At 45.2% G+C, this 24,907-nt stretch carries 18 protein-coding genes; 13 read left to right on the top strand and 5 right to left on the bottom strand.

The window, feature by feature from the left end:
• Window positions 1-46: 46 nt before the first annotated feature.
• On the bottom strand, window positions 47-832 hold the full coding sequence (cysZ, locus tag H7708_RS02370; RefSeq protein WP_223668872.1) for a sulfate transporter CysZ: 786 nt from the start codon (window positions 830-832) through the stop codon (window positions 47-49).
• Between the two features lie 144 nt (window positions 833-976).
• Here cysZ and smc point away from each other — a divergent pair, with 144 nt between their 5' ends.
• The 3 genes from smc to ligA are packed head-to-tail and all read left to right on the top strand — an operon-like array spanning window position 977 to window position 7,533.
• On the top strand, window positions 977-4,474 hold the full coding sequence (gene smc / locus H7708_RS02365; protein ID WP_223668871.1) for a chromosome segregation protein SMC: 3,498 nt from the start codon (window positions 977-979) through the stop codon (window positions 4,472-4,474).
• Window positions 4,475-4,500: 26 nt separating this feature from the next.
• The gene (gene zipA, locus H7708_RS02360; RefSeq protein WP_223668870.1) at window positions 4,501-5,505 is read left to right on the top strand and encodes a cell division protein ZipA; all 1,005 of its coding nucleotides are present in this window, start codon (window positions 4,501-4,503) and stop codon (window positions 5,503-5,505) included.
• 9 nt (window positions 5,506-5,514) lie between these two features.
• Window positions 5,515-7,533 (top strand): NAD-dependent DNA ligase LigA, encoded by a 2,019-nt coding sequence (gene ligA, locus H7708_RS02355; RefSeq protein ID WP_223668869.1) that lies wholly within the window; start codon window positions 5,515-5,517, stop codon window positions 7,531-7,533.
• A gap of 4 nt (window positions 7,534-7,537) precedes the next feature.
• Here ligA and H7708_RS02350 read toward each other — a convergent pair whose 3' ends face one another.
• Both H7708_RS02350 and H7708_RS02345 read right to left on the bottom strand, forming a co-directional pair.
• Window positions 7,538-9,697: a sensor domain-containing diguanylate cyclase gene (locus H7708_RS02350; protein WP_223668868.1), complete on the bottom strand. Its 2,160-nt coding sequence runs from the start codon at window positions 9,695-9,697 to the stop codon at window positions 7,538-7,540.
• On the bottom strand, window positions 9,694-10,590 hold the full coding sequence (locus tag H7708_RS02345) for a hypothetical protein (RefSeq protein ID WP_223668867.1): 897 nt from the start codon (window positions 10,588-10,590) through the stop codon (window positions 9,694-9,696). Before H7708_RS02345 ends, H7708_RS02350 begins: the two co-directional genes overlap by 4 nt.
• A 122-nt stretch (window positions 10,591-10,712) precedes the next feature.
• Between H7708_RS02345 and H7708_RS02340 the strand changes: the two genes are divergently transcribed.
• Window positions 10,713-11,279, top strand: a complete 567-nt coding sequence (locus tag H7708_RS02340; RefSeq protein ID WP_223668866.1) for a phosphoglycerate mutase family protein — start codon at window positions 10,713-10,715, stop codon at window positions 11,277-11,279.
• A 53-nt stretch (window positions 11,280-11,332) separates the two neighbouring features.
• On the opposite strand, the gene rne is transcribed toward H7708_RS02340, so the two are convergent.
• Window positions 11,333-14,104 carry a ribonuclease E gene (gene rne / locus H7708_RS02335; protein WP_223668865.1) on the bottom strand — a complete coding sequence of 924 codons (2,772 nt, stop codon included), beginning with the start codon at window positions 14,102-14,104 and terminating at the stop codon, window positions 11,333-11,335.
• Window positions 14,105-14,674: 570 nt separating this feature from the next.
• On the opposite strand from rne, the gene rluC reads away from it, so the two are divergent.
• From rluC to pgaD, 6 genes are all read left to right on the top strand, one after another.
• A complete protein-coding gene (gene rluC, locus H7708_RS02330; protein WP_223668864.1) occupies window positions 14,675-15,628 on the top strand; it encodes a 23S rRNA pseudouridine(955/2504/2580) synthase RluC in 954 nt (317 codons plus the stop codon).
• 3 nt (window positions 15,629-15,631) lie between these two features.
• Window positions 15,632-16,267 carry an HAD-IA family hydrolase gene (locus H7708_RS02325; RefSeq protein ID WP_223668863.1) on the top strand — a complete coding sequence of 212 codons (636 nt, stop codon included), beginning with the start codon at window positions 15,632-15,634 and terminating at the stop codon, window positions 16,265-16,267.
• 165 nt (window positions 16,268-16,432) lie between these two features.
• Window positions 16,433-19,117 carry a poly-beta-1,6 N-acetyl-D-glucosamine export porin PgaA gene (gene pgaA, locus H7708_RS02320; protein ID WP_223668862.1) on the top strand — a complete coding sequence of 895 codons (2,685 nt, stop codon included), beginning with the start codon at window positions 16,433-16,435 and terminating at the stop codon, window positions 19,115-19,117.
• On the top strand, window positions 19,117-21,057 hold the full coding sequence (gene pgaB, locus H7708_RS02315; protein ID WP_223668861.1) for a poly-beta-1,6-N-acetyl-D-glucosamine N-deacetylase PgaB: 1,941 nt from the start codon (window positions 19,117-19,119) through the stop codon (window positions 21,055-21,057). Before pgaA ends, pgaB begins: the two co-directional genes overlap by 1 nt.
• Entirely contained in the window at window positions 21,050-22,303 is a 1,254-nt protein-coding gene (gene pgaC / locus H7708_RS02310; RefSeq protein WP_223668860.1) for a poly-beta-1,6-N-acetyl-D-glucosamine synthase, read from the top strand. Before pgaB ends, pgaC begins: the two co-directional genes overlap by 8 nt.
• A 1-nt stretch (window position 22,304) precedes the next feature.
• Window positions 22,305-22,757, top strand: a complete 453-nt coding sequence (pgaD, locus tag H7708_RS02305; protein WP_223668859.1) for a poly-beta-1,6-N-acetyl-D-glucosamine biosynthesis protein PgaD — start codon at window positions 22,305-22,307, stop codon at window positions 22,755-22,757.
• Here pgaD and H7708_RS02300 read toward each other — a convergent pair.
• Window positions 22,741-23,265, bottom strand: a complete 525-nt coding sequence (locus H7708_RS02300) for a peroxiredoxin (RefSeq protein ID WP_223668858.1) — start codon at window positions 23,263-23,265, stop codon at window positions 22,741-22,743. The two genes, pgaD and H7708_RS02300, sit on opposite strands and share 17 nt — an antisense overlap.
• 98 nt (window positions 23,266-23,363) lie before the next feature.
• On the opposite strand from H7708_RS02300, the gene H7708_RS02295 reads away from it, so the two are divergent.
• From H7708_RS02295 to H7708_RS02285, 3 genes are read left to right on the top strand one after another with little or no spacing between them, the layout of a single operon-like run.
• Window positions 23,364-23,930 carry a GNAT family N-acetyltransferase gene (locus tag H7708_RS02295; protein WP_223668857.1) on the top strand — a complete coding sequence of 189 codons (567 nt, stop codon included), beginning with the start codon at window positions 23,364-23,366 and terminating at the stop codon, window positions 23,928-23,930.
• Window positions 23,931-23,956: 26 nt separating this feature from the next.
• On the top strand, window positions 23,957-24,388 hold the full coding sequence (locus tag H7708_RS02290) for a DUF2214 family protein (RefSeq protein ID WP_223668856.1): 432 nt from the start codon (window positions 23,957-23,959) through the stop codon (window positions 24,386-24,388).
• 9 nt (window positions 24,389-24,397) lie between these two features.
• Window positions 24,398-24,901: an O-acetyl-ADP-ribose deacetylase gene (locus H7708_RS02285; protein ID WP_223668855.1), complete on the top strand. Its 504-nt coding sequence runs from the start codon at window positions 24,398-24,400 to the stop codon at window positions 24,899-24,901.
• Window positions 24,902-24,907 lie beyond the last annotated feature (6 nt).

Raw genomic sequence — 24,907 nt, 5'->3', positions numbered from 1 at the left:
TATCAGGTTATGAAGTAGGACGCGCTATAAAGCGCGCCCAAGTTGGTTATTGTTTCGATAAGTGTTTACTTCGGTAATTCTCGTACCATAACTGAGTGGCCCCGCAAACCGCAGCGGGCATGACTAACATGTTCAAAACCGGAACCATGGTGCACAACATCACCATGCTGCCAAAGCCTAAAGTACCGCTACGGGTGGTCTGTAGCGTTTTCAGCATATCGTCAAAGGCAATTTTGTGGTTATCCATGGGGTAGTCGACATATTGCACCGACATCATCCAGGCATTAAATACGAACCAGATAATGGGGAAGGCGATAGCGCCAATGAGTGGTATAAACAGCACCAGTAAGCACAAAATGGCCCGTGGGATATAGTATTTCAGCTTGACCCATTCCCTTTTAAGGAGACGGGGCGTATCCTTGATTAAATCTTTAAAACCCTGATCTTCGATGGGGGCATCGCTATGGCCTTCGGCCGCATGAAGTTTACGCTCAACGGCTTCGGCCAGTAAGCCATTGAAAGGAGCTGCGATCCAGTTAGCGAGCATGGAGAAAAAGAAGAAGACGAACAATACAGCGCCGACAATGATGATCGGCCATACGAGCCAGGCCAGTGCCGTTCCGAGCCATTCCCATGCGCCCCAGCCGGTTACCGTGGACTCAACCCAGGCGGCCCAATAAGAAATTTGATTTATGAGGTAAATCAATGCGATAGTAAGCAAAACTAAGTTAATACCTAAGGGTATGAAAACATAGCGTTTAATCCCTTTCTGCAACAGCATACGGAAGCCGTTGGCTAAATAATGAGCACCTTGAAAACTATTTTGAGCCATACAATGATTTTTTACACTTACTGTGTGCTAAATGATGAAAAATAATTTACACTTAAACGCTTTAGATTGTAAGGCGGGATAAGCCTGAAATTGTAACAGAGCCTTACAAGCTAATTCCTAGAGAGAATAAGACGTAAAAGATTAATGCGACTAAAACAAATAAAACTAGCGGGATTTAAGTCATTCGTTGATCCAACCACGGTTTCTTTTCCGAGCAACTTGACCTCGGTGGTGGGGCCAAACGGCTGTGGTAAGTCGAACCTGATTGATGCTGTTCGTTGGGTGATGGGGGAGTCATCGGCAAAAAACCTGCGCGGTGATGCCATGACCGACGTTATCTTTAATGGCTCAACTGGTCGAAAACCTGTTGGTCAGGCCAGTATTGAGCTGGTATTTGATAACACTGATGGCACGGTACAGGGCGAGTACGCCAATTATAATGAAATTTCTGTGCGCCGGGTGGTTAACCGGGAGGCTCAATCGACTTATTTTCTAAACGGTACTCGTTGCCGCCGTAAAGATATTACCGATATTTTCTTAGGTACAGGCCTGGGGCCTCGTAGTTATGCCATTATCGAGCAGGGCATGATTTCCAAGCTCATTGAGTCGAAACCCCACGAATTACGAATTTTTCTCGAAGAAGCCGCCGGTATTTCGAAATACAAAGAGCGCCGTCGTGAGACTGAAAACCGCATTCGTCATACACGCGATAATCTTGACCGTTTAAACGACCTGCGTGAAGAGCTCGGTAAGCAGCTTTCGCATCTGAAGCGTCAGGCAACTTCTGCCGAGCGTTATAAAGAGTACAAAGCACAGGAGCGCGAGCTTAAGGCGCAGTTAGCAGCGATTCGCTGGCAAGAGTACCATGAGAAAATCGAGTCTCTTGATGAAGCGATTCATAAGATGGAAACGGAAGTCGAAGCCAAGGTTGCCGACCAGCGTCACTCTGATGCAGAAATCGAAAAGTCCCGTGAACTGCATGTTGAGTTGACTGATGCGCATAACGAAGTACAGGGGCGCTTTTATGGAATTGCTGCTGATATTGCCCGTCTGGAACAGGCGATAGAGCATGCGCGCCAACAAAAATCGCAATTACTGGAAGATAAAACGCAGGTAGAAGCTTCCCTGGATAAGTTGCGTGATCAGCTCAAGTTTGATGAATCAAAGCTGGAAGAGTTGATGACCGAGCTGTTGCAGGCTGAGCCAGATCTGGAAATGAACTCTGAGCAGGTTGAAGAGCAGCAGCAACAACTGAACGACCTCGAAGAAGATATGCGTCTGTGGCAGCAGGAATGGGATGCCTTTAACCAGCAGGCCAGTGCGAATGCGCAGAAGGCTGAGGTTGAAAAAACACGTATCCAGCACCTGGAATCTCACCTCTCACGACACCAGAAGCGTCTTGAAGAAATTAAAGAAGAAATTGGCCAACAGGAATCCGGCCCGATGGAGTCTGATTTGATGAAGGCTGCTCAGGAATTGAGTATTGCCGAAGAGCAGGCGGAGAGACTGGAAGAAGAAGTCACGCAGGCTGTTGAAAAAATTAATGAATACCGCCATGAACAACGCCAGCATAACCAGAAGCTTGAAGATACACGCCGCGAATTAAGAGGACTGGAGTCGCGTAAATTATCTCTGGAAGCGATGCAAAGTGCTGCTCTGGGCAGTGATAACGAAGCAGCTGTTGCCTGGATGGAATCAAACAACCTGACCAATAAGTCGCGCTTGGCGCAGAATTTGCAGGTTGAGTCTGGTTGGGAAATCGCTGCTGAAACGGTATTAGGTCAGTACCTTGAAGCCGTTGTGGTTGACTCGGTTGAAGAGTATGCATCAAGTTTATCTGGGTTGGCTTCCGGTTCAGTGTTATTAGTTAATGCAGAATCATCGGCTTCCCCTGAAACTGGCAAGCTTTCTGATAAAGTCAAAGGGGCTGAATCGTTAAATGGTGCTTTAAGTCACGTATTGGCAAGCGATGACTTAGAGTCGGCGTTAGTGCAGCGACAAAACCTTTCGGCTCACGAGTCAATCATCACCAAAGATGGTGTCTGGTTAGGAAAGGATTGGTTACGTATCGCACGTCCGAGTGATAATGAAGCCGGGATTTTAGAGCGTGAAGCCGAACTCAATGATATTTATCAGAAGATTGAGCAACAGGAAGCCATTTTAGAGCAACTGGAAGAAACCAAGGAGCAGTTGTCTGAACAGCTGTCTGAATCTGAAGAGACCTGGCAAACCAAGCAGTCTCAGCTGGCTCAAGCTAACAAAAAGCATAGTGAGTTAAGAGCCAGTGTCGGTACCCAGCAGGCAAAGCTGGAGCAGGCACAAAGCCGCACGGAGCGGTTGAAGAAAGAACAACAGAGTATTATCGAGCAGGTGCACGATGACGAGGCAGCGCTAGCGAAAAGCCGTCAGTTGATTGAGCAGTTGCTTGATGCCATGGAGCAGGACAGTGATAAGCGGGACAGCTTAACGGCGCAAAGAGAAGAGCGCCGAACTCAGCTTGAAGCCCGTCGGGCACAGGCTCGAGAGGCAAAAGAAGCCGAACAGAAGCTGGCGATCAGGGTGAGTGCTCTGAAAGCCGAAGTGAACTCAACTCGTGCTGGCTTTGAGCGGGTTAACTCACAAATCGGTGAGCTGACTTCTCGTAAAGTCGAGTTAGAGAACCGCTTGAGTAGCGATAAAGATCCGACAGAAGAATACACCATTGAGCTGGAAGAAGCTCTGGAAAAGCGTCTGGTGGTTGAAGAAGAAATGAAGCAGGCGCGTAACAAATTAAGCGAAGTAGATGAAAAAGTTCGTAAGTTGGAGCGCCTGCGTCATGAAGCAGAACAGGGGGCTCAAGGCGTCCGTTCTCGTCTCGAAAAACTGCGCATGGACTGGCAGGAAGCCAAGACGCGACAGAATACGCAGTCTGAAATTTTGAGAGACGCGAAGAAAGATGTTGAAGAGGTACTGGAGTCTTTAACTGTCGATGCTAACGAGTCTGATTGGTTACGGCAGATTGAAGAAGTTACTGGACGAATTCAGCGTCTTGGTGCGATTAACCTCGCGGCGATAGAAGAGTACAAGGCTGCCGAAGAACGTAAGGTGTACCTCGATTCACAGAATGACGACTTAGAGGCTGCGCTTGAGACACTGGAAAGTGCGATTCGCAAAATCGATCATGAAACTCGAACGCGCTTTAAGGAAACTTTTGACAAGGTCAATAAAGGCGTTCAGGAGCTGTTTCCGAAGGTCTTTGGTGGTGGTCATGCTTATCTGGAATTGACGGGTGAAAACTTACTGGATACTGGCGTCGCGGTGATGGCTCGTCCACCGGGTAAACGTAACTCAACGATTCATCTATTATCAGGTGGAGAGAAGGCCTTAACGGCTATTTCACTGGTCTTTTCGATTTTCCAGTTGAATCCAGCACCATTCTGTATGTTGGATGAAGTTGATGCGCCACTGGATGATGCTAACGTGGGGCGTTATGCTAACCTGGTAAAAGAAATGAGTGAGCACCTGCAGTTTATTGCTATTACGCACAACAAAATTGCAATGGAAACAGCTGATACACTATTAGGTGTTACCATGAGTGAACCTGGTGTATCACGTGTGGTCTCAGTAGATGTGGATGAAGCAGCGGCTTTAGCGGCTTCCTGATAAACATAGTTAGAAAGGGTGATCTAATGGAGTGGCAACTCGCAATCTTGCTGGCTTTAGTTAGTTTAATCATTATCGGTTTTATATATTTCGATGCTAAGCGTCGCTCAAAAGTACGAAAAGAGCGTGTTGAACGAGAGCTGTATCAAGAGCGGTTGGAAAAGAGTCGAGACAATTCGGGTTTTGATGATGATGGTGTTGGGCAAGTGCGAACGGTTTCAGGTTCTGCCGCGAGCCAAGCTGAAGCTAGTCCCGCGCCAGCCGTTTCGGAGCCTCAACTCGATGTGCCGGTAGAAGAAAGTCTTGAGGAGGCAGTAGTTGCTGAAGCTGAGGCTCCACCAAAACCAGAGCCAGTTAAAGAAAAGGCAACTCATACCAACGAGGATAGTAAGTCGCAGCAAGCTGCAGAGCCGATAGAGCCTACGATTTCTGAAAATGATATTCCGGTATTAGATGATGCTCTTTTCGAATTTACTAAAGAGAGCCTTCGTAAAGAGCAGCCAGCAAAAGAAACAAAAAAGAAAGAGCTGTCAGTGGAGCAGCCACAACAAACGTCGTTGTTTGATGAGCCTGAAAAAGAAGAGCCATCAGTGGAAGTTGAGCCTGAGTTGATTTTCTCCTTATTTGTTGTTGCTGAACAAGAAAAGCCATTTAAAGGACCTGAACTGGTTCAAACTTTGGTTGAGCAGGGAATGCGACACGGAGAAATGGATATATTTCACCGCCATGCACAGGCAAACGGCAGAGGTGCGGTTCAGTTTAGTTTAGCCAATGCCTTCGAGCCAGGTATCTTTGAACTGAAGAAAGTTGATGAGCTGGAAACCCGTGGGCTGGCACTTTTCATGGCGCTTCCAGGACCCCAGAAGCCGATGAAGGCTTATGAGCTAATGGTTAAAACTGCTCGTGGGATCGTTCAGGAGCTCGGTGGCTACGTTCTGGATGCTACCAAGAGTAATTTTAGCAAGCAGATAGAATCTCATCATAAAGAGCAGATTATTGAGTTCGAGCGCAAACAACTTCTGAATAAGTAATTATTTCTAATGACCAATCAAACCGACAACGTAGAAAAAGAGTTGGAGCGGTTACGCTCCCTTATTAGTGACTACAATTATCAGTATTATGTCTTAGACGATCCTTCTGTGCCGGATGCAGAGTATGATCGCCTATATCGAGAGTTAACAAAGCTCGAATCTCAGTATCCTGAACTTATAACAGATGACTCACCTACTCAACGGGTTGGCGCTAAACCTGATAGCGGGTTTGAAGAAGTCGTGCATGAATTGCCGATGCTATCGTTAGACAACGCCATGGATGAAGAGGAAATGGTGAGTTTTAATCGACGCGTATCGGAAAGGCTTAACACCACTGATGACATAGAATATGTGTGTGAACCTAAGCTTGATGGACTTGCGATAAGTCTTCTATATGAAAATGGTATTTTAACTCGGGCCGCAACCCGTGGTGACGGTATGCAGGGAGAGAATATTACGCTGAATGCACGTACTATTCGCTCTATCCCCTTAAAGCTCAGGACAAACAAGCCTCCTGAGCGCTTAGAGGTTCGAGGTGAGGTTTTCATGTTAAAGAGCTCCTTTGAAGCTCTTAATGAAGAAGCTCGTAAGCGAGGAGCCAAGCTGTTCGCTAACCCCAGAAATGCTGCTGCTGGGAGTTTGCGTCAGCTCGATCCGCAGATTACCGCCAAACGTAATTTATCGTTCTATGCCTACTCGATGGGGCTGGTATCAGATGACTTTGAGCTAGCGGATAGCCATTACGAGCGGTTACAACAGATAAAAACACTGGGACTGCCTTTGTCCGCTGAGGTAAAGATAGCTCAAGGCATTGGTGCCTGTCTTGAGTATTATCAGGATATTATGCAGCGTCGAGATAGCTTGGAGTACGAGATAGATGGAGTTGTTAATAAAGTTAACAGTATCCAGCTTCAGGAACGCCTTGGTTTTGTCGCCAGAGCACCGCGCTGGGCTATTGCGCATAAGTTTCCAGCGCAGGAAGAAATGACGCAGTTATTGGGTGTAGATTTTCAGGTGGGACGTACCGGGGCTATTACGCCGGTTGCACGTCTGGAGCCCGTTTCGGTGGGCGGCGTAACGGTGAGCAACGCGACTTTGCATAACATGGATGAAATTGAGCGTCTTGGGGTAAAAATAAATGACTATGTCATTATACGCCGTGCCGGAGATGTTATCCCACAAGTTGTCAGTGTTATTCATGACCGGCGACCAGATGCTGTAAGCGATATTCGGGCACCGAGACAGTGTCCGGTCTGTGCTTCTCCGGTTGAAAGAGCAGAGGGCGAAGCGGTTATGCGTTGTACTGGCGGCTTAATTTGCTCCTCGCAGCGTAATGAGTCGATAAAGCACTTTGCATCACGTAAGGCGATGGATATAGACGGTCTGGGCGATAAGCTGGTCGAAGTATTGACGCAAAAAGGCTTTGTAAAGTCAGTCAGTGATCTTTTCAGAGTGAACAAGGAGCAGTTGGTTAGTCTGGAGCGCATGGGCGATAAGTCGGCTGAAAACCTTCTCAAAGCGTTGGAGGCCAGTAAAGCAACCACATTGCCAAAGTTTTTATATGCTCTGGGTATCCGGGAAGTGGGGGAGGTGACGGCTAAGAATATTGCCAATCATTTCCTAACCATTGATGCCATTACAAAAGCTTCTGAAGAGGAGCTGGAGTCGGTATCGGACGTAGGGCCGATAGTTGCGCAGCATGTCCATGCCTTTTTTGATAATGATGATAATCTGCAGCAAATCCAAAGCCTGATCGAACTCGGTGTACATTGGCCTGCAATAGAAAGAAAATCCGATGATGAGCTACCACTTAAAGGGAAGACTTATGTTATCACTGGCTCTTTTGATGGCGTCAGTCGTACAGAGATCAAAGAAAAACTCGAAGCATTAGGTGCTAAAGTCTCTGGTTCCGTATCTAAAAAAACGACGGCTTTGATTGCTGGCGAAAAGGCCGGAAGCAAACTGAGCAAGGCGGAGGCGCTTGGGATAGACGTTCTTGGAGAAGAGTTTCTAGAGGAATTGGATTAAGGTACTAGGCCAGGTTGATCTGAGCTTTTCCTTGATTTTTTGATACATACAGTGCCTTGTCCGCTTCTCGGATAAGGTGCAGTGTATCTTTTGTTGCAACCTTAAGCCCTGAGATCCCGACGCTCAAGGTATAGCGGCAACTCTGGTTTTCGACGATAAGTGGAATAATGCGTTCAGAGACTTTGGTTAAGTAAGAGCGGGCCGTATCTTTCCCGGTATCAGGGAAAATAATTAGAAACTCATCACCACCGTATCGGCCAATAATGCAGGTGTTGGGCAGTTCTTCGAGAAATAAACTGGCCAAATTCTTTAAGCATAAGTCGCCTGCGGCATGACCAAAGGTATCATTAACCTGCTTAAAGTCATCAATATCGACAAAGGCTATGGTAAGCGGTTTGCCAGTTCTTTTCGCCTGAGTAAAGTTAAGTTTTAGTCTATCCAGTATGGCTCCTCGATTGAGCAGGTGAGTTAAGGCATCTGACTCGGCCTGGTTTTTAATCAGCTTTAAGCTCTCGGTATTGAGCAGGCACCTGATTAGCTCGGTTGCATAGTGCTGTAGAAAGTCGAGCATGGAGTCGGTTGGATGGAAGTCTTCCGCCACTTCTAGAAGCAAGCAGCTCCATTCGTGGCTGCGCATGGTAACAGGGATCACAAACATACTCTGATAAGGCTTGTGGGATTGGAGTTTATGTGGCTGGCTTAAGTCGCATAAGCGGCGGATTTGTAAGGTATTATTTTTTATGACCTTGCTGAACTTGTTCTTCTCATGTTCGGTTCTAGCATAAATATGGAGTCTGGCATCCATTTGATAAATCGCTGCAGCACTCAGAAAATGCATCTTGTCACGAAGTTCTTTAAGGAATGTATTGACGATAATCGTCTCGTACTCACTGCTTTTGCTTTGGTGTAACTTGGTCGTGATTCTATTAAGCAGTGTGGTAAAGTCTTTTTGCAACTCGTAGGCTTGGGCTCGTTCCTGATATTCTTTTTGCGCATTATCCCGTTGCGTTTTTAACTGGAGTACTCGATCTGCAAGCCCTAATGTAAATATGGTTGCTTCTAATAGGGATGCTATGGCGAAGCCATGATTAAAGATGAATTTCTCGGGCAGGATTGAAAATGTTGTTAATACCCTGATGACTCCCGTGACAATCAGCAGGGCGAAAGCAAAGGCAAAAAAGAAAGCCTGCCGGTTACCTTTTTTAAGAAGTTTGATAACGAGCCATATATATAATGGAATGGCGAGTAGGACTAACAGATTAGTAAAGTGAGCAAGAAGCTGTGGAATAGGGATCAGGACAAATGATAAAGCGAACAATCCCAGATAGGTATATTTGAATGCATTAATGACCCGGTGTTCTGCGGCTGCTTCTGAGCGGGTTGCCATGAACTCCTGAGAAAAGTGATAGAGTGCATAAAGGCTTAAAGTAAATATTGCAAAAATAATGTTTTTATTGCTGGCCAGGAAAGAAAAAGCAGGAAACTGGTAGATGTAGCCGGTTGAGCTCATGATAAAGATCAAAAAGCAGCTGTTATAAAAAATATAGAGCAGGTATTCTTTTCGTTTAAAAATCAGGTAGAAGAAAGAGTTGACCAGTAAGAGTAAGAAAATGCCGAAGAAAATAGCGGTGAAAAGCTGGTTATACTGGTTATCGACCCGGTTATAAGTTGCATAATTCCAGAGTTCCAGTGCCGGCTCAGTCTTACGTTGATGAACGACGTGTAGGTACAACTGTTCCTCTGTCAGTTTTTTCAGGTGGTACGTTTTGGCATACCCCATAAATTCAGGCGCTCGTTCAAAGTTGTATCGAGATAAACTTTTTACCAGGACTAACTGCCTATCAACGAGTTTGTAGAGGTATGTTTGGGAAAGGTGGCCGGGAGTTATCACTAAGAGCGGGTTGTCAGGCAATAAACTCTGGTCTGGAACCTTGTATAGTATATTTAACGGAGTGGATCGATCCGCTTCATCTGTAAGGGCGTTGAGGTTGGTAATATTATCAAAGGACTGGTGAGGCTGACGTTTGTCATTAAGATCGATACTGTGAAAACTGACTTTAACCGGGTTGAGATTATCATCCGAAAGTATGAAGGAGACCGCTGACAATATCACCACCAGTATAACACTGATGGCGATAGTGGCGTAATGTAGTCGACCTATCATTTAAGCTTTATATCCCCTACATGACGAAGATCTGGGCAATGTCTGAGTAAGTCGCCTGGTGTTACAAACATGGAGGATTGTGCCTGGAGCACTGCTAAGCCTTGTCTCGGATCCGCCTTGTCCAGATCTAGCTCCTGGCTCACTGCATGCAGTGTCTGCGCAAAATCATGAATAGCATCAAGCAATTCATCAGAAACGACTCCTGTTGCCATTAATGTTTCATCATCCATTGCCTCGTATAACTGCTTGGCCAGTGCTTCATCGTCGCTGTCTGACGTCGCAGTCAGACTCTGTAACTGAGACGAGGTTCGAGTATGCTTAAAGGCTTTATTTAATAAGTTTGGACGCGTGCTATCAGATTGAATAACACCGTTTTTAATGCTCAGTCGGTAAGCTTTGCCAGCCTCCTGATAACATTCAAAAACAAATTGAGAGCAGACCATAGGATGCTTATCGGGGTATTTCATTTGATTGATCGCATCCAATAACCGTTCAGTTAGGCTTCTAAGGATTTTGAGGATTATTTTTTGTGTTTTGTCATTTGGAGTAAACTTCTTGTACAGAAGTATAATACCGAGAAGGTATAGGTTGTTCATGGCATAAGGCGCTTCGCCATTAAGGTACTTCGCGGCAATGTCCATGACGGGCTTGAAATCATCAATGGGCTTGTGTAAGCGCATGACGTGGACCGTACGATCGACAAAGCGCACTGTGGCGTTGGCAACCCGGACGGCAGGAGGTGTTTCTTCGACTAGCTTGGTGGGCAATTGGTATGTCATGGCGGCGTGACTGACAGGAGCATCCGTAAGCCAGGTAATGGCTTTTGATATCCAGCTGCCTTCTTCTGGTGAAAATAATAGGATATCACCAGCTCTTAAATCTCTAACATCCATCGTCACTCCCTCGTTTAGTAGTTAAATATAGCGATTTCATAAAAAAAAGTATAGTGCTTAGTAAAATGCAATTTGCTAGGGTAGCATATCAGTCAAGCCCAAATAACGAATAAGGAGTATCCGTGACAGTATTTTTACGTATGGTCATAGCTGTTGGTTTTATTGCGAATTTTCAGTCTGCTGGTGCCACCCAGGAGCTTGCGGACTGCAAGGACTATGACGTTTTTGTGATGCGTCACCTTGATAAAGAGCTGGGGAGTTCTGATGATCCGGAGTTGAGTTCAAAAGGCTTGCAGCAGGCGAAGAAGTTATCAGAGCTCGACATCATGAAGAGTGTGGAGCATGCTTTCTATACGCCATTTAATCGAACTTTTCAGTCGCTGAGCTATATTGACGTCTCTAAAACTGCATATCAGCCAGGGGCTACTAAACATCTGGTTAATACCATTAAAGCGGATTATTGCGGGAAAAGTGTGCTGGTTGTCGGACATTCCAATACGGTACCATCGATCATAAAAGCATTGGGCGGGAAGTTTAGTGTGTCATATGCTGACAGCCCTTTATATAAAACGCCTGAAATCATTCTGAATGAGTCAGATTATGGCAGTATCTTCAGAGTAACCTTTCATAATGGAAGACTCCATCAACAGTTATATCGGATCACATTACAGAACAGGCATGTGGATTAGTGCTAACAGAAAAGAGACCCACAAAGCAGAAACTCTGCTCTGTGGGTAAGGGCTTATTGTTTCGTTTTGGCGGCTTCAGAAGAGCTGTGCTCTCGGGAGCTATCCATCGATTGAGTGGTAATGCTGCCTTCAAAACTATAAGGTTTTGGCTGGAAGGCAATCGGCTCGATAGGATCTTGAGTTACAGCTTTGCTTGCCGGCGCGCTGGAGCTTAAACCTGTCGCCGCTTTTACCGACTTGACTGAAGCTGGCTGTTGCTTCTGCCCGGACTCAGGAGTCGCTTCAACAGCTGTTGTCGTTTCTACCGACGCAGTGTCCGCTTCGTTAACTGCTGTTGCTTCGGTTGTTATCTTTTCAGCTGACTCATCCTGTGCTTTTTGTGCCACTTCTTCTTCCTGGTCAGGAGAGGCGGGCTGCTGCTGTTTAACGGGAGCTGACTTTTCTGTTACCGGAGCTTCCTGATGTACCTCGTTGGTTGATGCCGACGGTTGTTCAATGTGCTCCGCTTCTTTGGCAAAATCTCGATCAAGTACGTCAGATATGCTGCGCTCAAGCGATTTCTGAGCTTTGTACACCATAATATCCTCTGGGTTTGCTTTATGCTTTTTCTTACCCTGAGGTTTACCTCCGGCTTGTTGAGACTTTGCTTTCGGTTGTTGTTTGCTAGCCTCTGGTTTTTCCTGAGGCTTATTAGTCGCTTGCGGCTGTTGTTCAGCCACTGGTGTTTTGCTCGTATTCGGCTGCTTTTCTACAGAAGCTAAACGCTCAGCACGAGTTTTACGAGGCGGCCTTTTTTCAATTGGCTGCTGTTGTTGTTTCGGAGCCTGTTGCTTTGGTTGCTTCTGTTGTTTCTGCTGCTGTTTCTGTTGTTGAGGCTTTTTACCGCGATTGTACTGATTTCCACCTTTTGCCTGCTGGCCTTTATCTTGGCCATGCTTTTGCTTATGACGATTATCTTGTTTGCCGCGGTGATCTTGCTTACGGCTATCCGGGCGTTTATTGCGGTTATCCTGACGGCGGCGATCTTTATTCTGCTGACCACCGCGCTTATGGCGACCTTTGCCCTGATAGTTTTTACCGTGCTTCTTCTGGTCTTTATCTTTCTTTTGCTTTTGTTTGTCGTCACCGAATAGCGTCGTCCACAGACGTTTCAATAAACCAGGTTTTGCTTTTGCTGGTGTTTTCTTTTTCGCTTTTTTCGCTGGTGCTGGTGCTGGCGCTGGAGGTGGAGCGCTGTGCTTCAACCCTTTTAACGCTGGCTCATCTAGAGGCGCCACAGGTTGCGTGGTGCTTTTCACCAGCTCAATTTCTGGTGGTTTGTCGATTAGACTATAGCTGCTGTCTTCAAGCGTTTCACCGCCTTTCACACGCAATACTTCGTAGTGTGGCGTTTCCATATGCGGATTTGGTACGACAACTAAGCGCACTTTTTGACGCTTTTCGATCTGCTCAATCTTACGACGTTTCTCGTTCAACAGGAAGGTAGCCACTTCAACTGGCAGTACGGCCTGTACTTCAGCCGTGGATTCTTTCATGGCCTCATCTTCCATAATACGAAGAATTGAAAGGGCCAGTGAGTCACTGCCACGAATCACGCCAGAACCGCTACAGCGCGGACAAACGTGTTGACTTGACTCTTCAAGAGAAGGGCGTAATCGTTGACGTGACATTTCCAGTAAGCCGAAACGTGAGATTCGACCAATTTGAATACGAGCACGGTCACGAGCTACAGATTCTTTTAACACTTTCTCGACTTCGCGTTGGTTGCGCGGAGGCCCCATATCAATGAAGTCGATAACAATCAGACCACCAATATCACGTAGACGTAACTGGCGAGCAATTTCTTCTGCCGCTTCCTTGTTCGTGTGGAGTGCGGTTTCTTCGATATCACCGCCTTTGGTTGCTTTGGCCGAATTAATATCAATCGACAGCAAGGCTTCTGTTTGGTCAAAAACCACAGAGCCACCTGATGGCAAGCGAACTTCACGCTGGAAGGCGCTTTCAATCTGGCTTTCCACCTGATAGCGATTAAATAGCGGAATTTCGTCTTTATAGAACTTCACTTTATGCACGAAATCCGGACGCTGGTACTGTAACTCGGTTTTGATACGGTCATGAATCTCCTGGCGGTCGACAATAATTTCGCCGATATCAGGACGTAGGTAATCACGAATAGCTCGGGTGACTACATCAGATTCTTGAGTAATCAGGAAAGGGGCAGGGCGCTTTTTAGAAACATCTTTAATGTTCTTCCAAAACTCTAACAAGTAGTTAAAGTCATAGTTAATTTCATCTAAGCTCTTGCCAACTCCGGCTGTGCGAACGATACACCCCATCCCTTTAGGAACCTGGAGCTGCCCCATAATTTGCTTGAGTTCTGCACGCTCTTCGCCTTCAATGCGGCGTGAAATACCACCGGCGCGAGGGTTGTTTGGCATTAGCACTAAATAGCTGCCTGCCAGGCTGACAGAGGTTGTTAAGGCTGCGCCTTTGTTACCACGTTCTTCTTTGTCAATTTGGACAATGATTTCCTGCCCTTCTTTCAAGGCATCCTTGATCGTTGGGCGGCCTTTGCTCGGTGGGTTGTGCATGTATTCGCGCGCAACTTCTTTAAGGGGAAGGAAGCCATGGCGTTCTGCACCATAGTCGACAAAGGCTGCTTCAAGACTCGGCTCTATGCGGGTCACTTTTCCTTTGTAAATATTGCCTTTTTTCTGTTCTCTTCCTGCTAGTTCGATATCCAAATCATATAGGCGTTGGCCATCGACCATCGCCACACGCAACTCTTCATTATGATGAGTTGCGTTAATTAACATACGTCTCATTGTATAAAATCTCTCTTTTTATTTACTGCGGACACAGTGAGAGTTAGAACAGAACTTTAGGAATAGCTTTAGAATCCCTCGTTAACTTCTTGTTAACAGGGAGCTTTCTACTTTTGGATAAAACACTTTTGACTAAAACAGTCTGTCATACTGTTGTCTTTCCACGCTTAAATTAAACCACTTTTCCTGTTTGGCTATTTCACGTCTTACCGCTTTTGTGCGTAAAAGAAGCCAAACCAACCGAGCCTTTTGTCTTGGGCTCTACTATTCTGTTACTTCACCATATCCGGTGTTACTAAATTCTTTATGGCGGTATCGGTACGACCTTGCGTTCTTATTTCGCTTAATGGATTTACATCCAATACCAGTCTATTGAGGCAACTTATTATGTGTTGATAACTGTTTCGGTTTCGTCCAACACTACCTCACTTCTCATCGGAGCTCTATATCACCCGCACCGACATTATAAACAGTTATATAGCATCCAGCAATCACTAATTGATTTAAGCCTTTGATTTTGGCCTGCTTTGTGGTGTTGTTTTGCTTCAGTTTAAGGTATAGTTGCGGCCGATGAGTAAAGATTCCCGCCCAAAAGTCCGGTTTGTCGAGGTTTCCCCCGAAGAAGAGGGGCAACGCATTGACAATTATCTGGTCAAAAAGCTGAAAGGTGTACCGAAATCGCGTATTTATAAAATGCTGCGAAAAGGTGAAGTGCGCGTCAATAAAGGCCGCATCAAAGCCGAATACAAAATTGAAGCTGGAGACTCGGTTCGTATCCCACCGGTACAGGTGGCTGAACGTAAGCAAGAAGTGCCAGTTAATCTGAATGTGGTTCAATCACTGGAAGATGCCATCATTCACGAAGATGATCGTGTTATTGTGCTGAATAAGCCTTCTGGTATGGCCGTTCACGGCGGCAGTGGCATGAGCTTTGGTGTGATAGAAGCATTGCGAGCTCTAAGACCTAAGGCTCCTTTTTTGGAGTTAGTCCATCGGCTGGACAGAGACACCTCTGGCTGTTTGATGATTGCTAAAAAACGCAGTGCTTTACGTTTTATTCATAAGCAACTGCAAGAAAAGACTATCAAGAAGCGTTACTGGGCTTTGGTCAAAGGCAACTGGCCTGCTAAATTAAAGTTTGTGGATGCGCCATTGAAGAAGCATCAGGTGAAATCTGGTGAACGTCTGGTTCGGGTTTCTGAGGGGGGTAAACCGTCATTAACCAGTTTTAGAGTAATTGAACGGTTCAAAGACTTGAGTTTAGTCTCAGCCGAACCCATAACAGGTCGTACGCACCAGATCCGGGTCCATGCTCAATCTGTCGGGCATGGGCTTATTGGCGATGATAAGTACGGCGATGATGCATTAAACCAGGAATTTAAGAAGCAGGGTCTGTGTGATCGCCTGTTTTTACATGCCTATTCGTTGGAGTTTAAGGTTAAACCTGACGCTAAGGCTATTAAAGTGAATGCTCCTTTGCCGGATAACCTGGAGCACACCCTACGTCAACTGAGAAAACACTAATTTATGCTTACACTTGAAACACCATTGATTGTTTTTGACTGGGACGGCACCTTGATGGATTCGACGGGAAGAATTGTGTCCGCAATGCAAACGACGGCTCGTAATTTACAGTTACCAGTGCCCACGGATGATGAGGTTCGTTCGATTATCGGACTCAGCCTGACAAAGTGTTATAACCGATTATTTCCGGAAGTGGATGATCATGAATGGATTACCGAGGAGTATCGCTTCCAATATGTTGAAGGGGATAAAACCCCCAGCCCGGTATTTGACGGTGTGGTAGAAGTATTAACCAAGCTTAAAGAAGATGGTTACTACTTAACCGTTGCCACAGGCAAGGCACGTCATGGCCTGGACAGGGTGTTAAAAGAGTCTCAACTGTCGCCTTTTTTCGACCACACTATTGCCAGTGATGAAGCGCAAAGCAAACCGCACCCGGAAATGCTGCATAGCTTACTGAAGAAATTCGCTCTTAAGCCAGAGCAGGGTGTAATGGTTGGTGATACCAGTCACGATTTAAACATGGCGGCAAACGCGGGAATGCGTGGAATCGGTGTTTCGTATGGTGCTCACACCATTGAAACGCTGAACAGCTGTAAGCCAATGGCGATAATTCATGATATCAAAGACTTGCTATAACGGTACGATCTAAGGTGAGAGTGTCAGTTATTTTTACAGGATGAATCAGAAAAGCGAAAACAAAACCTTTAACCAGTTCTTATTTTTAATAATTTTACAATAATTCTAAAAATAAATTGTACAATGCACGCCTGCATATAAATAAAAACTAATCAGGATCGCGCATTGAAAATAAAGGAAATGCCTGTTTGGGCAGTGATAGCCTCTGTCATTATTTTATTTGTATCCAATCAAGCCACTAGTTCCAAGCTTACCAAGGTACAAGTGGCTTTGTTTGACAAGGGCATAAAGACAAAATTACAGGGAAACTACGAGCCGGGACCAATTCATTATCCATTGTGGAGTACTGCTCAGGAGCGTTTGTCTCAGAAAAATAATAGCTTTGGCAGCCCTGAGTTCTTGAATACCCACTTCAGGTTTCGTGCAAGAGAGTTTACAAAGCTGGACGAGTCTTACCGCTACCAATCTTCCCAGTCAATAAAGGATGACTATCAGTCATGGGCTTTAGAGGTAAGGCAGCGGTATCCAGACATTTCTCAAAGAGTGAAGTATTACGCAACAGCTATACAGCAGCACCCCCAAAACCGATTATTGTTGGCTGACTATGTCACTTTACTAAGCTGGGATAAACAGTATCGCACCGCAGTAAGTTTCTACCGGGACCGTTTACAGCAGCAGAGTAACCTGCCTGCCTATGCATTAAATGCAGTAGCGCTTTCTGCTAGAGAGGTTGGTGATTATGACTACTCTAGAGACTTGTATAACAAAACGTTAAAGCGGACTCCTAACCATACTCAGTCGTTGCTGGGCCTTTCAGTGGTTGATATGCGTCAGAAGCGATACTCTGTGGCAGAGACCCGTATTAAAAAGGTACTATCTCAGCATCCTGAAAACCGAGAAGCTTTGGAGCTCCTGGCTTTTCTTTATAACCAGCAACAAGGCAAAGAGCTGGAGAAAATTCAGGTTTACGATCAGCTTATCAGCCCAGCGGCAAAAAGTGATCAACAAGAGTTAGGGAGACTACGCACGCTTAATTTACTGGAAATGGGGGCTATTGAAATAGCTGCTTCTGAAATGGAGAAGCATCCACAAAGTTATCGTGACACCGACTGGTTGAAGCTACGTTCACTACAGAACACTAAAGCCATCCGCCGTGTGACAGGAGCAGGGCAGTCAATAGATAAACCAGCATTTGTTGAGCAAGCGTTTGAATATAATCAGCAGTACATCAATTTATTGCAACAGGCGAGCCCTTCATCCCAACAGTTGTTAGCGGTGGCTTATGCCGATAGGATTTTATTGTTCAATACACTGAGTCGACATGCTGATGCTATTGGTATTGCAAACCAACAATCAGCTCTGGTCAATCGGTTACCAGGTTACGGCTTGATTGCTCTGGCTAATTCTTATCAGGCATCGGCACTTCCCCGTCAATCTTTAACAATTATTCGAGAAGGGTTTGCAAGCAAACAAATTGCAGCCAATGAAGAGGGAGCACTAAAAGTTGGCTATTACGCAGCTTTAGATTGCGGCAACATTAAATTAGCCGAGCACTATTTAAATCGTTTAATAGAGCAGCAGCCCCAGTGGCGTTACTCGCAGGATCACAGTCGTAGAAAGGCCAATACCGACTATGGTGACGTTGCTTTGATGCAAGCGATGCATAAAGCATTTGTTAATGATTTGGCTGGCGCGGAGGCGAGTTTACGGGGGCTGATAAAGTCTGCTCCACAAAATAACGAGTACCGATACAACCTGGCTAATGTGCTACGTTGGCGTGGTTTTATAAACCAGTCCAATCACCAGCTTGGGATAATTAAGGCGACCGATCCGAAGTACACCCCGAGCCAGATTTCTCATGTTTATAATTTATTGGCGCATAGACAATTTGATCAAGCGAGGTTGTCGCTATATGAGCTTAAACAAGAAAGAGCTAGCGATAGTCTAACTCGCCTAGCTCAAGATTACGCTATACAAGTTGATCCCAGGCTCGAGTTATCTATCTCGGGTGGTAACAGCGATGGTTCGAACTTTTCCAGCAAAGATCGGAATTACCGGGCAAAAGTTTATAGCCGTTTGTATGACGATAGCTGGCGTGCATTCGCTTCCGTTCAAAATTATCGCTCAAACTTCTTTCAACTGAATGAGACGACTGCGACCCAGGGGCTCGGTGTCAGTTATGTGACTCAATGGTTTAATGCCGAGCTTGAGCTGTATGACGTTGATGAGTTTGACGGAGTAGAATTTTCCGGCAGTTACCAATGGTTTCTTGAGGACTACATTACTCTCGAGTTGAGACATCAAACGTTTAACAAGAATACCCCGGTAAGAGCCGTATTTAGTGGTATCGATTCTGACTTAAATTCGATAAAGCTAAATTATCGTCATGACGAGAGACAAAACTATTCAGCTTCCTGGCAGTGGTCCAGTTTCTCCGATGGCAATGATCGTAATAGTTTCAGTATGACTGGCTCACAGGTGCTTTATCATGATTACAACCAACGGTTAACCGCTTCTGAGTTTATCTACAGTGAGCGCAATAGCCTCGATACTGAACGTTTATACTTTAATCCTGATTCTGCGCTTGGGGTATCCGTTTCTCTGAGTTATGAAGAAATGCTTTATAAGCATGCGAACAGGAATTTATGGCATGGATTGAAAGTCGAATATGGTATTTACGATCAGGAAGGTTTCGAGCGAGGGGATATTGGTAGCGTTTCTTACTTCCATCAATGGCAATTAAACCGGCGCTCTTATCTTAATTATTCGATTGGTTATAACCGGCGTCTGTATGACGGTTTAACTGAGACCGGCCCCGTTTACAGTTTAAGTTATGGAGTGACCTTCTGATGCGACGGGTTAATATATTATTAGCGCTCTTATTGTGGTTACCGGGAGTCAGTCAGGGTAAACAAACGTCTGCAGACTTTTTTGCATTTTGTTATCACGATGTTAAATCTGGGATTAAAGGTGATCTACAGCAGGACCGTGGCGCTGTCAGCACTAAACATTTAATTCAGCACTTTGAGTGGATTAAGGATAATGGCTATACCGTTGTCAGTTTGAATGACATTATCGAAGCGAAGAAGGGGAACAAAATACTACCACGAAAGTCGATTTATTTAACTTTTGATGATGGTTATAAAAGTTTCTATACCCATATTTATCCATTGTTAAAGCTGTATAACTATCCTGCAACTTTTGCCATTGTTACCAGCTGGATTGAAAGTGATAAGCCCGTTAACTATGGCTCTGCAGTTAAAACCTCTTCAGATTTTTTAACCTGGGCAGAAATTCGCGAAATGCACCAGTCTGGGCTGATTGAAATAGCCTCCCACAGTCACGATATGCACCGTGGCGTTATTGCCAACCCTCAGCAGAATAGACAACCAGCAGCGACCTCATTGATTTTTTCAGAGGGGCAGTATGAGAGCGAAGAAGATTACAAAACGCGAGTCCAGACAGATCTGACATACAGTTATGAACTCATCAAAAAGCACACAGGAGTTACTCCGAAGGCAGTAGTTTGGCCTTATGGTAGCTATTCAGAGCTTGCCTGGGGTATCGCAAAAGATATTGGTTATAAAGAGTCGTTAGTTTTAGAGCAGGGGCAGAATACACTTAGCAGTGAGCATATTCAGCGCTTTCTGGTCAGTGATAATCCTGGTGCGGCGGATATAGAAGTTGCGGTTGAACCATATTCTTACAAACAACCTCACCGTGCTGTCCATGTGGATCTGGATTATGTCTATGACCCAGAACCAGAGCAGCAGCATAAGAATCTTAGTTTGTTGTTAGAGCGCATAAAAGCGATGAAAATCTCTCATGTTTACCTGCAAGCATTTGCCGATGAAGATGGTGATGGTAATGCTTCGGCGTTGTATTTCCCTAACCGTCATTTGCCAGTTAAGGCAGACTTATTTAATCGTGTTGCCTGGCAGTTAAAAACTCGAGCTAATGTTGAAGTATTTGCCTGGATGCCTGTAATGGCGTTTGATATGGGTGACAGCTTTTACACAGAGCATGGTGTTTATGAGTGGCAGAATGGCAAAGTCCAACCTTCACAAAATAACTATAAGCGTTTATCAATTTTCTCTGAACAGTCACGACAGGTCATAAAAGATATTTACACCGATCTGGCGCGTCATAGTTATGTATCGGGTATTTTGTTTCACGATGATGCATTCTTAACGGATTATGAGGATGTCAGTCCTGAAGCTTTAGCATTCTATAAACAGGCTGGGATAGAGTTTTCTTCAGTAAAAGCATTATCAGCAACCAAAAGCCGTAAACAATGGACACAGGTTAAAGCGCAGGCCCTGATTGATTTTACATTAGAACTGGCCGCTATTCTGGAACGTTATAACGGCGCCACCCGAACTGCAAGAAATCTTTATGCTCGACCAGTTATCAACCCTGATGCCAGACAGTGGTTTGCTCAGGACTTGCAATTATTTACTGAACATTACGATTTTACAGCCATTATGGCCATGCCGTATATGGAGCAGGTTAAAGATGCCGAAAGTTGGTTGGAAGATTTAATGCGCAAGGTAGAGCAGACGGTGGATAAGGACAAGGTGGTTTTAGAGTTACAGACTATTGATTGGCGCGAGCAGAAACCAGTAGCGGATGATATTTTGCTGCAACAAATGGAGCTTTTTATGAGCAATGGATTTATTAATTACGCCTATTATCCGGATGATTTTATTAATAACCATCCGACATTAAAGAATATTATAAAAGGCATGTCATTGAGTAGTTTTCCTGCAGAGGTAACCTTATATGACTGATTGGGCGAACTATGCTTTATCTTTTGCGTATTATTATCCTTTATTTATGGCTTACGTATGGATGATTGGTGCTATTTATTATCGCTTTCACTGGGAAAATGTTGGGGGCAAGTCATATCTGGAGCCTCCTACACTTAAAGAGTATCCTGGAGTTAGTATTTTATTGCCTTGTTATAACGAAGGCGATTTGGCTAGAGAAACCATCGAGCGCTTGTTTGAACAAACCTATCCAGACTTTGAGGTTATCGCGGTTAATGATGGTAGCTCTGATCACACAAAAGAAGTACTGGATGAGCTGGACAAAGAGTTTCCTAACCTAAGGGTGGTTCACCTCGAAACCAATCAAGGCAAAGCAATGGCCATGAACATGGCGGCGATGTTGTCCAAGCATGAACTTCTGGTTGGTATCGATGGTGATGCCATACTTGAAAAACACGCCGTTCACTGGTTAGTCAGTCACTTTGTTAACGATGGTGGCAGCCGTGTTGGAGCTGTAACGGGCAACCCACGAGTTCGTAACCGCTCAACTTTGTTGGGGAAAATTCAAGTGGGTGAGTTTTCATCCATCATTGGCCTGATTAAACGCGCACAACGGATTTACGGTCGCGTATTCACCGTTTCGGGTGTCGTTTCGGCATTTCGCAAGTCTGCCATGCACCGCATAGGTTATTGGACCACGGATATGGTTACTGAAGATATCGACGTCAGCTGGCGACTTCAGTTGAACCACTGGGATGTGCGCTACGAGCCCAATGCACTGTGCTGGATCTTAATGCCAGAAACCTTTGCCGGCCTATGGAAACAGCGTTTACGCTGGGCTCAGGGTGGAATGGAGGTTTTTAAGCGCTACGCCAAGAAACTCTTTCAAGTCAGGAGTCGCCGCATGTGGCTGGTCGCTTTCGAGTATATTACCAGTGTCGTATGGAGTTACCTTGCTGCTTCGATCATTATTTTGTGGGCCTTAGGCAAGTTCGTAACGCTCCCGGAACCGTTTTATATTGAGACGATCATTCCAGGGTGGAATGGCGTTGTATTGGCCATAACCTGCCTGCTGCAGTTTGCCGTTAGTCTCGCTATCGATGCCCGTTATGATCGCGGGCTCGGTAAATATTATTACTGGATGATCTGGTATCCGCTGGCTTATTGGCTGGTGAATGTCATTACTGTAGTGGCAGCTGTACCACGAGCGTTATTAAGAGTAGAAGGGAAAAGGGCGACATGGAAAAGTCCAGACAGGGGAATTTAGAATGCATGAATTAATTATCGAGAAACCGGAAGCATTGCGGACGCATCATAAAGTAACTTACGTTAGCTTAACATTCGTATTTTGGTTGATTATCTTTTACTTATGGCAACCGCTGATTAGTTTAGTTGCATGGTCATTTGGTTTTAAGTTTTTTCATGAGCACATGATCAGGTTAGGAGGGTATCAGGGCTTTCTGGAGCTTTTGCTCATCTACCTGCAAGTAATTGCTGGACTTGGCATTGTATTTTTGTCCTGGGCAAAGATTAACGAGTGGCGTTTTAGAGGGAAAAACCGACGCACTCAGGTTGCAAGAGTGCGCCATAATGAAGTCGCTGAATACTTCAAAGTGGATGTTGACTCCCTTCGGCAGATGATTCAACAGAAAAATATTGCTCTGCGAATTACTGACGAGATGGAAGTTCTCAGCAGCGACGCTATTAAATGCCAGCCTTAATAAGCTCCTTCAGCTTTTTCAGTACTTCCTTGCTGTGAGTTTCAGGCTCAACGTCACTATAGTGATGTACAATATTACCCTGTGGGTCGATAATGAACGTTTCGCGAGAGGCGTACTCCATCGGCCCAAACCCACCTAATACCTTATAGGCTGTGCTGACTTCCTGATCCACGTCCGCTAAAATGGTAAACGGCAGGTTATAAGCCTCTGCGAAGTTTTGATGCGACTCGACGTCGTCAAGTGATATACCGACGATGTTCGCGTTCAGTGCTTTAAACTCCTGGTAGGCATCTCGGAAGTTTTTGGCTTCGGTAGTGCAGCCGGGAGTGTCATCTTTGGGATAAAAGTAGAGAACCAGCCATTGATCTTTGTAGTCTTTGAGGCTTTTTTCCTTACCATGTTGATCCTGTAATTCGAACTCAGGAGCCAGCGCGCCAACCCAGTTGGAATTTGCCATAACAGAATTCGATAGAAGTAATCCAAAAATAATCAGTAAAATACGTGACATAGGACTTCCTTTAATTAAGATGTATGAGTAGATTAGGGTGTACTGCCCTTAGGATAGCAGAGCTGAGTCAGTTTTGCGTGAATAAAAAGCACAAAATTATGGATACCATAGACGTAATCAGAATACCAGTGATAGAAACAGAGCGATTAATTTTACGTTCTTTCAGAGAGTCGGATCTTGAGCCTTATTACGAGATGATGGCTGATCCAGACATTACTCGCTACTTAATGTCGAGTGAGCCGCTGAGCCATCATGATGCCTGGCGTAGTGCTGCAACTATGGCTGGGCACTGGATGTTACATGGCTTCGGTCAGTGGGCTATTGAAGAAAAGTCCAGTGGGAAATTTATTGGTCGTTGCGGTATCATCGAGCCGGAGGGCTGGCCAAGTAAAGAGGTCGGTTGGGTATTGCATAAAAGTGCCTGGGGGCAGGGGTATGCCACTGAATCTGCGCAAGCTGCGTTGAATTATGCCTTTAGCGTGATGAAACTGGATACAATTATCAGCTTAATTCAATCCGGGAATGAACCATCGGTATCGGTTGCCGAACGTATAGGTGAATCCTTTAAAGAACGGATTAATCTTTTTGGTAAAGAGGCTGATGTTTACCAGATTACCGCAAAAGATTATTACAAACAAAAAGTTGCTTTAAGAAGAAAGCGCTAAGTTTTTCTAGGGCCGAGGATCGTATTATGGAAGAAATCATTATTCGCTATCTACACTTTTTGGGAATTATTGGTTTAAGCGCAGCGCTGATCGCGGAGCATTTGTTGATCGCGCCAAGCGTGACACAGAAGCAGATGAATAAATTAGCATTGGTAGACGCTATTTATGGGATGAGTGCGGTTCTGGTACTGGCGACGGGGTTGATTATGTGGTTCATGATAGGCAAGTCCACTGAGGTTTATACCAGTAACGGACTGTTCCATGTAAAACTGACGTTATTTGTCGTAATTGCTCTATTGTCTATCTATCCAACGGTATTTTTCCTGAAAAGTAGAAAAGTCGGTTCAGACTCGATAGCTGTGCCCAAAAAGCTTATTATGATGTTAAGAGTTGAGATTTTATTGCTATTACTGATTCCTCTATTTGCCGTGTTAATGGCGCGAGGCATTGGTCTTTAGGGAGCAAGCGTGTTAACGGTTGAGCAGGGTGATATTACAAAGCTAGTAGTAGACGCCATTGTCAATGCTGCCAATAAAAGCCTGCTAGGCGGTGGCGGTGTTGACGGCGCCATCCATCGTGCTGCCGGCTCAGAGCTTTTAATTGAGTGTAAGGCGCTGGGTGGGTGTGAAACAGGAGACGCGAAAATTACCAAAGCCTATAACCTGCCGGCCAGACATGTGATTCATACAGTTGGTCCGGTCTGGCAAGGTGGTACTCATTACGAATCGGAGTTATTGGCAAGCTGTTACAAGAGTGCTTTAGAGATTGCCGAGGAACATCAGCTGAAAAGTATCGCTTTCCCTTGTATCAGTACTGGTATTTATGGTTTTCCTAAGGAGCAGGCGGCCTCTATCGCTGTTAACGTTTGCTCGGAATTTGAGCCAGTTGCGAGGTCGGTTGAGTCAATTATTTTTTGCTGTTTTGATGCAGAAAGCGTTATGATTTATAAGGAGCTATTAAAAAAGGCATGAGCCAAC

Source organism: Kangiella shandongensis, from assembly GCF_020005365.1.
Lineage (GTDB): Bacteria > Pseudomonadota > Gammaproteobacteria > Enterobacterales > Kangiellaceae > Kangiella > Kangiella shandongensis.
Note: the sequence above shows the minus strand (reverse complement) of the source record. Positions and strands in the feature narration are given on the sequence as shown.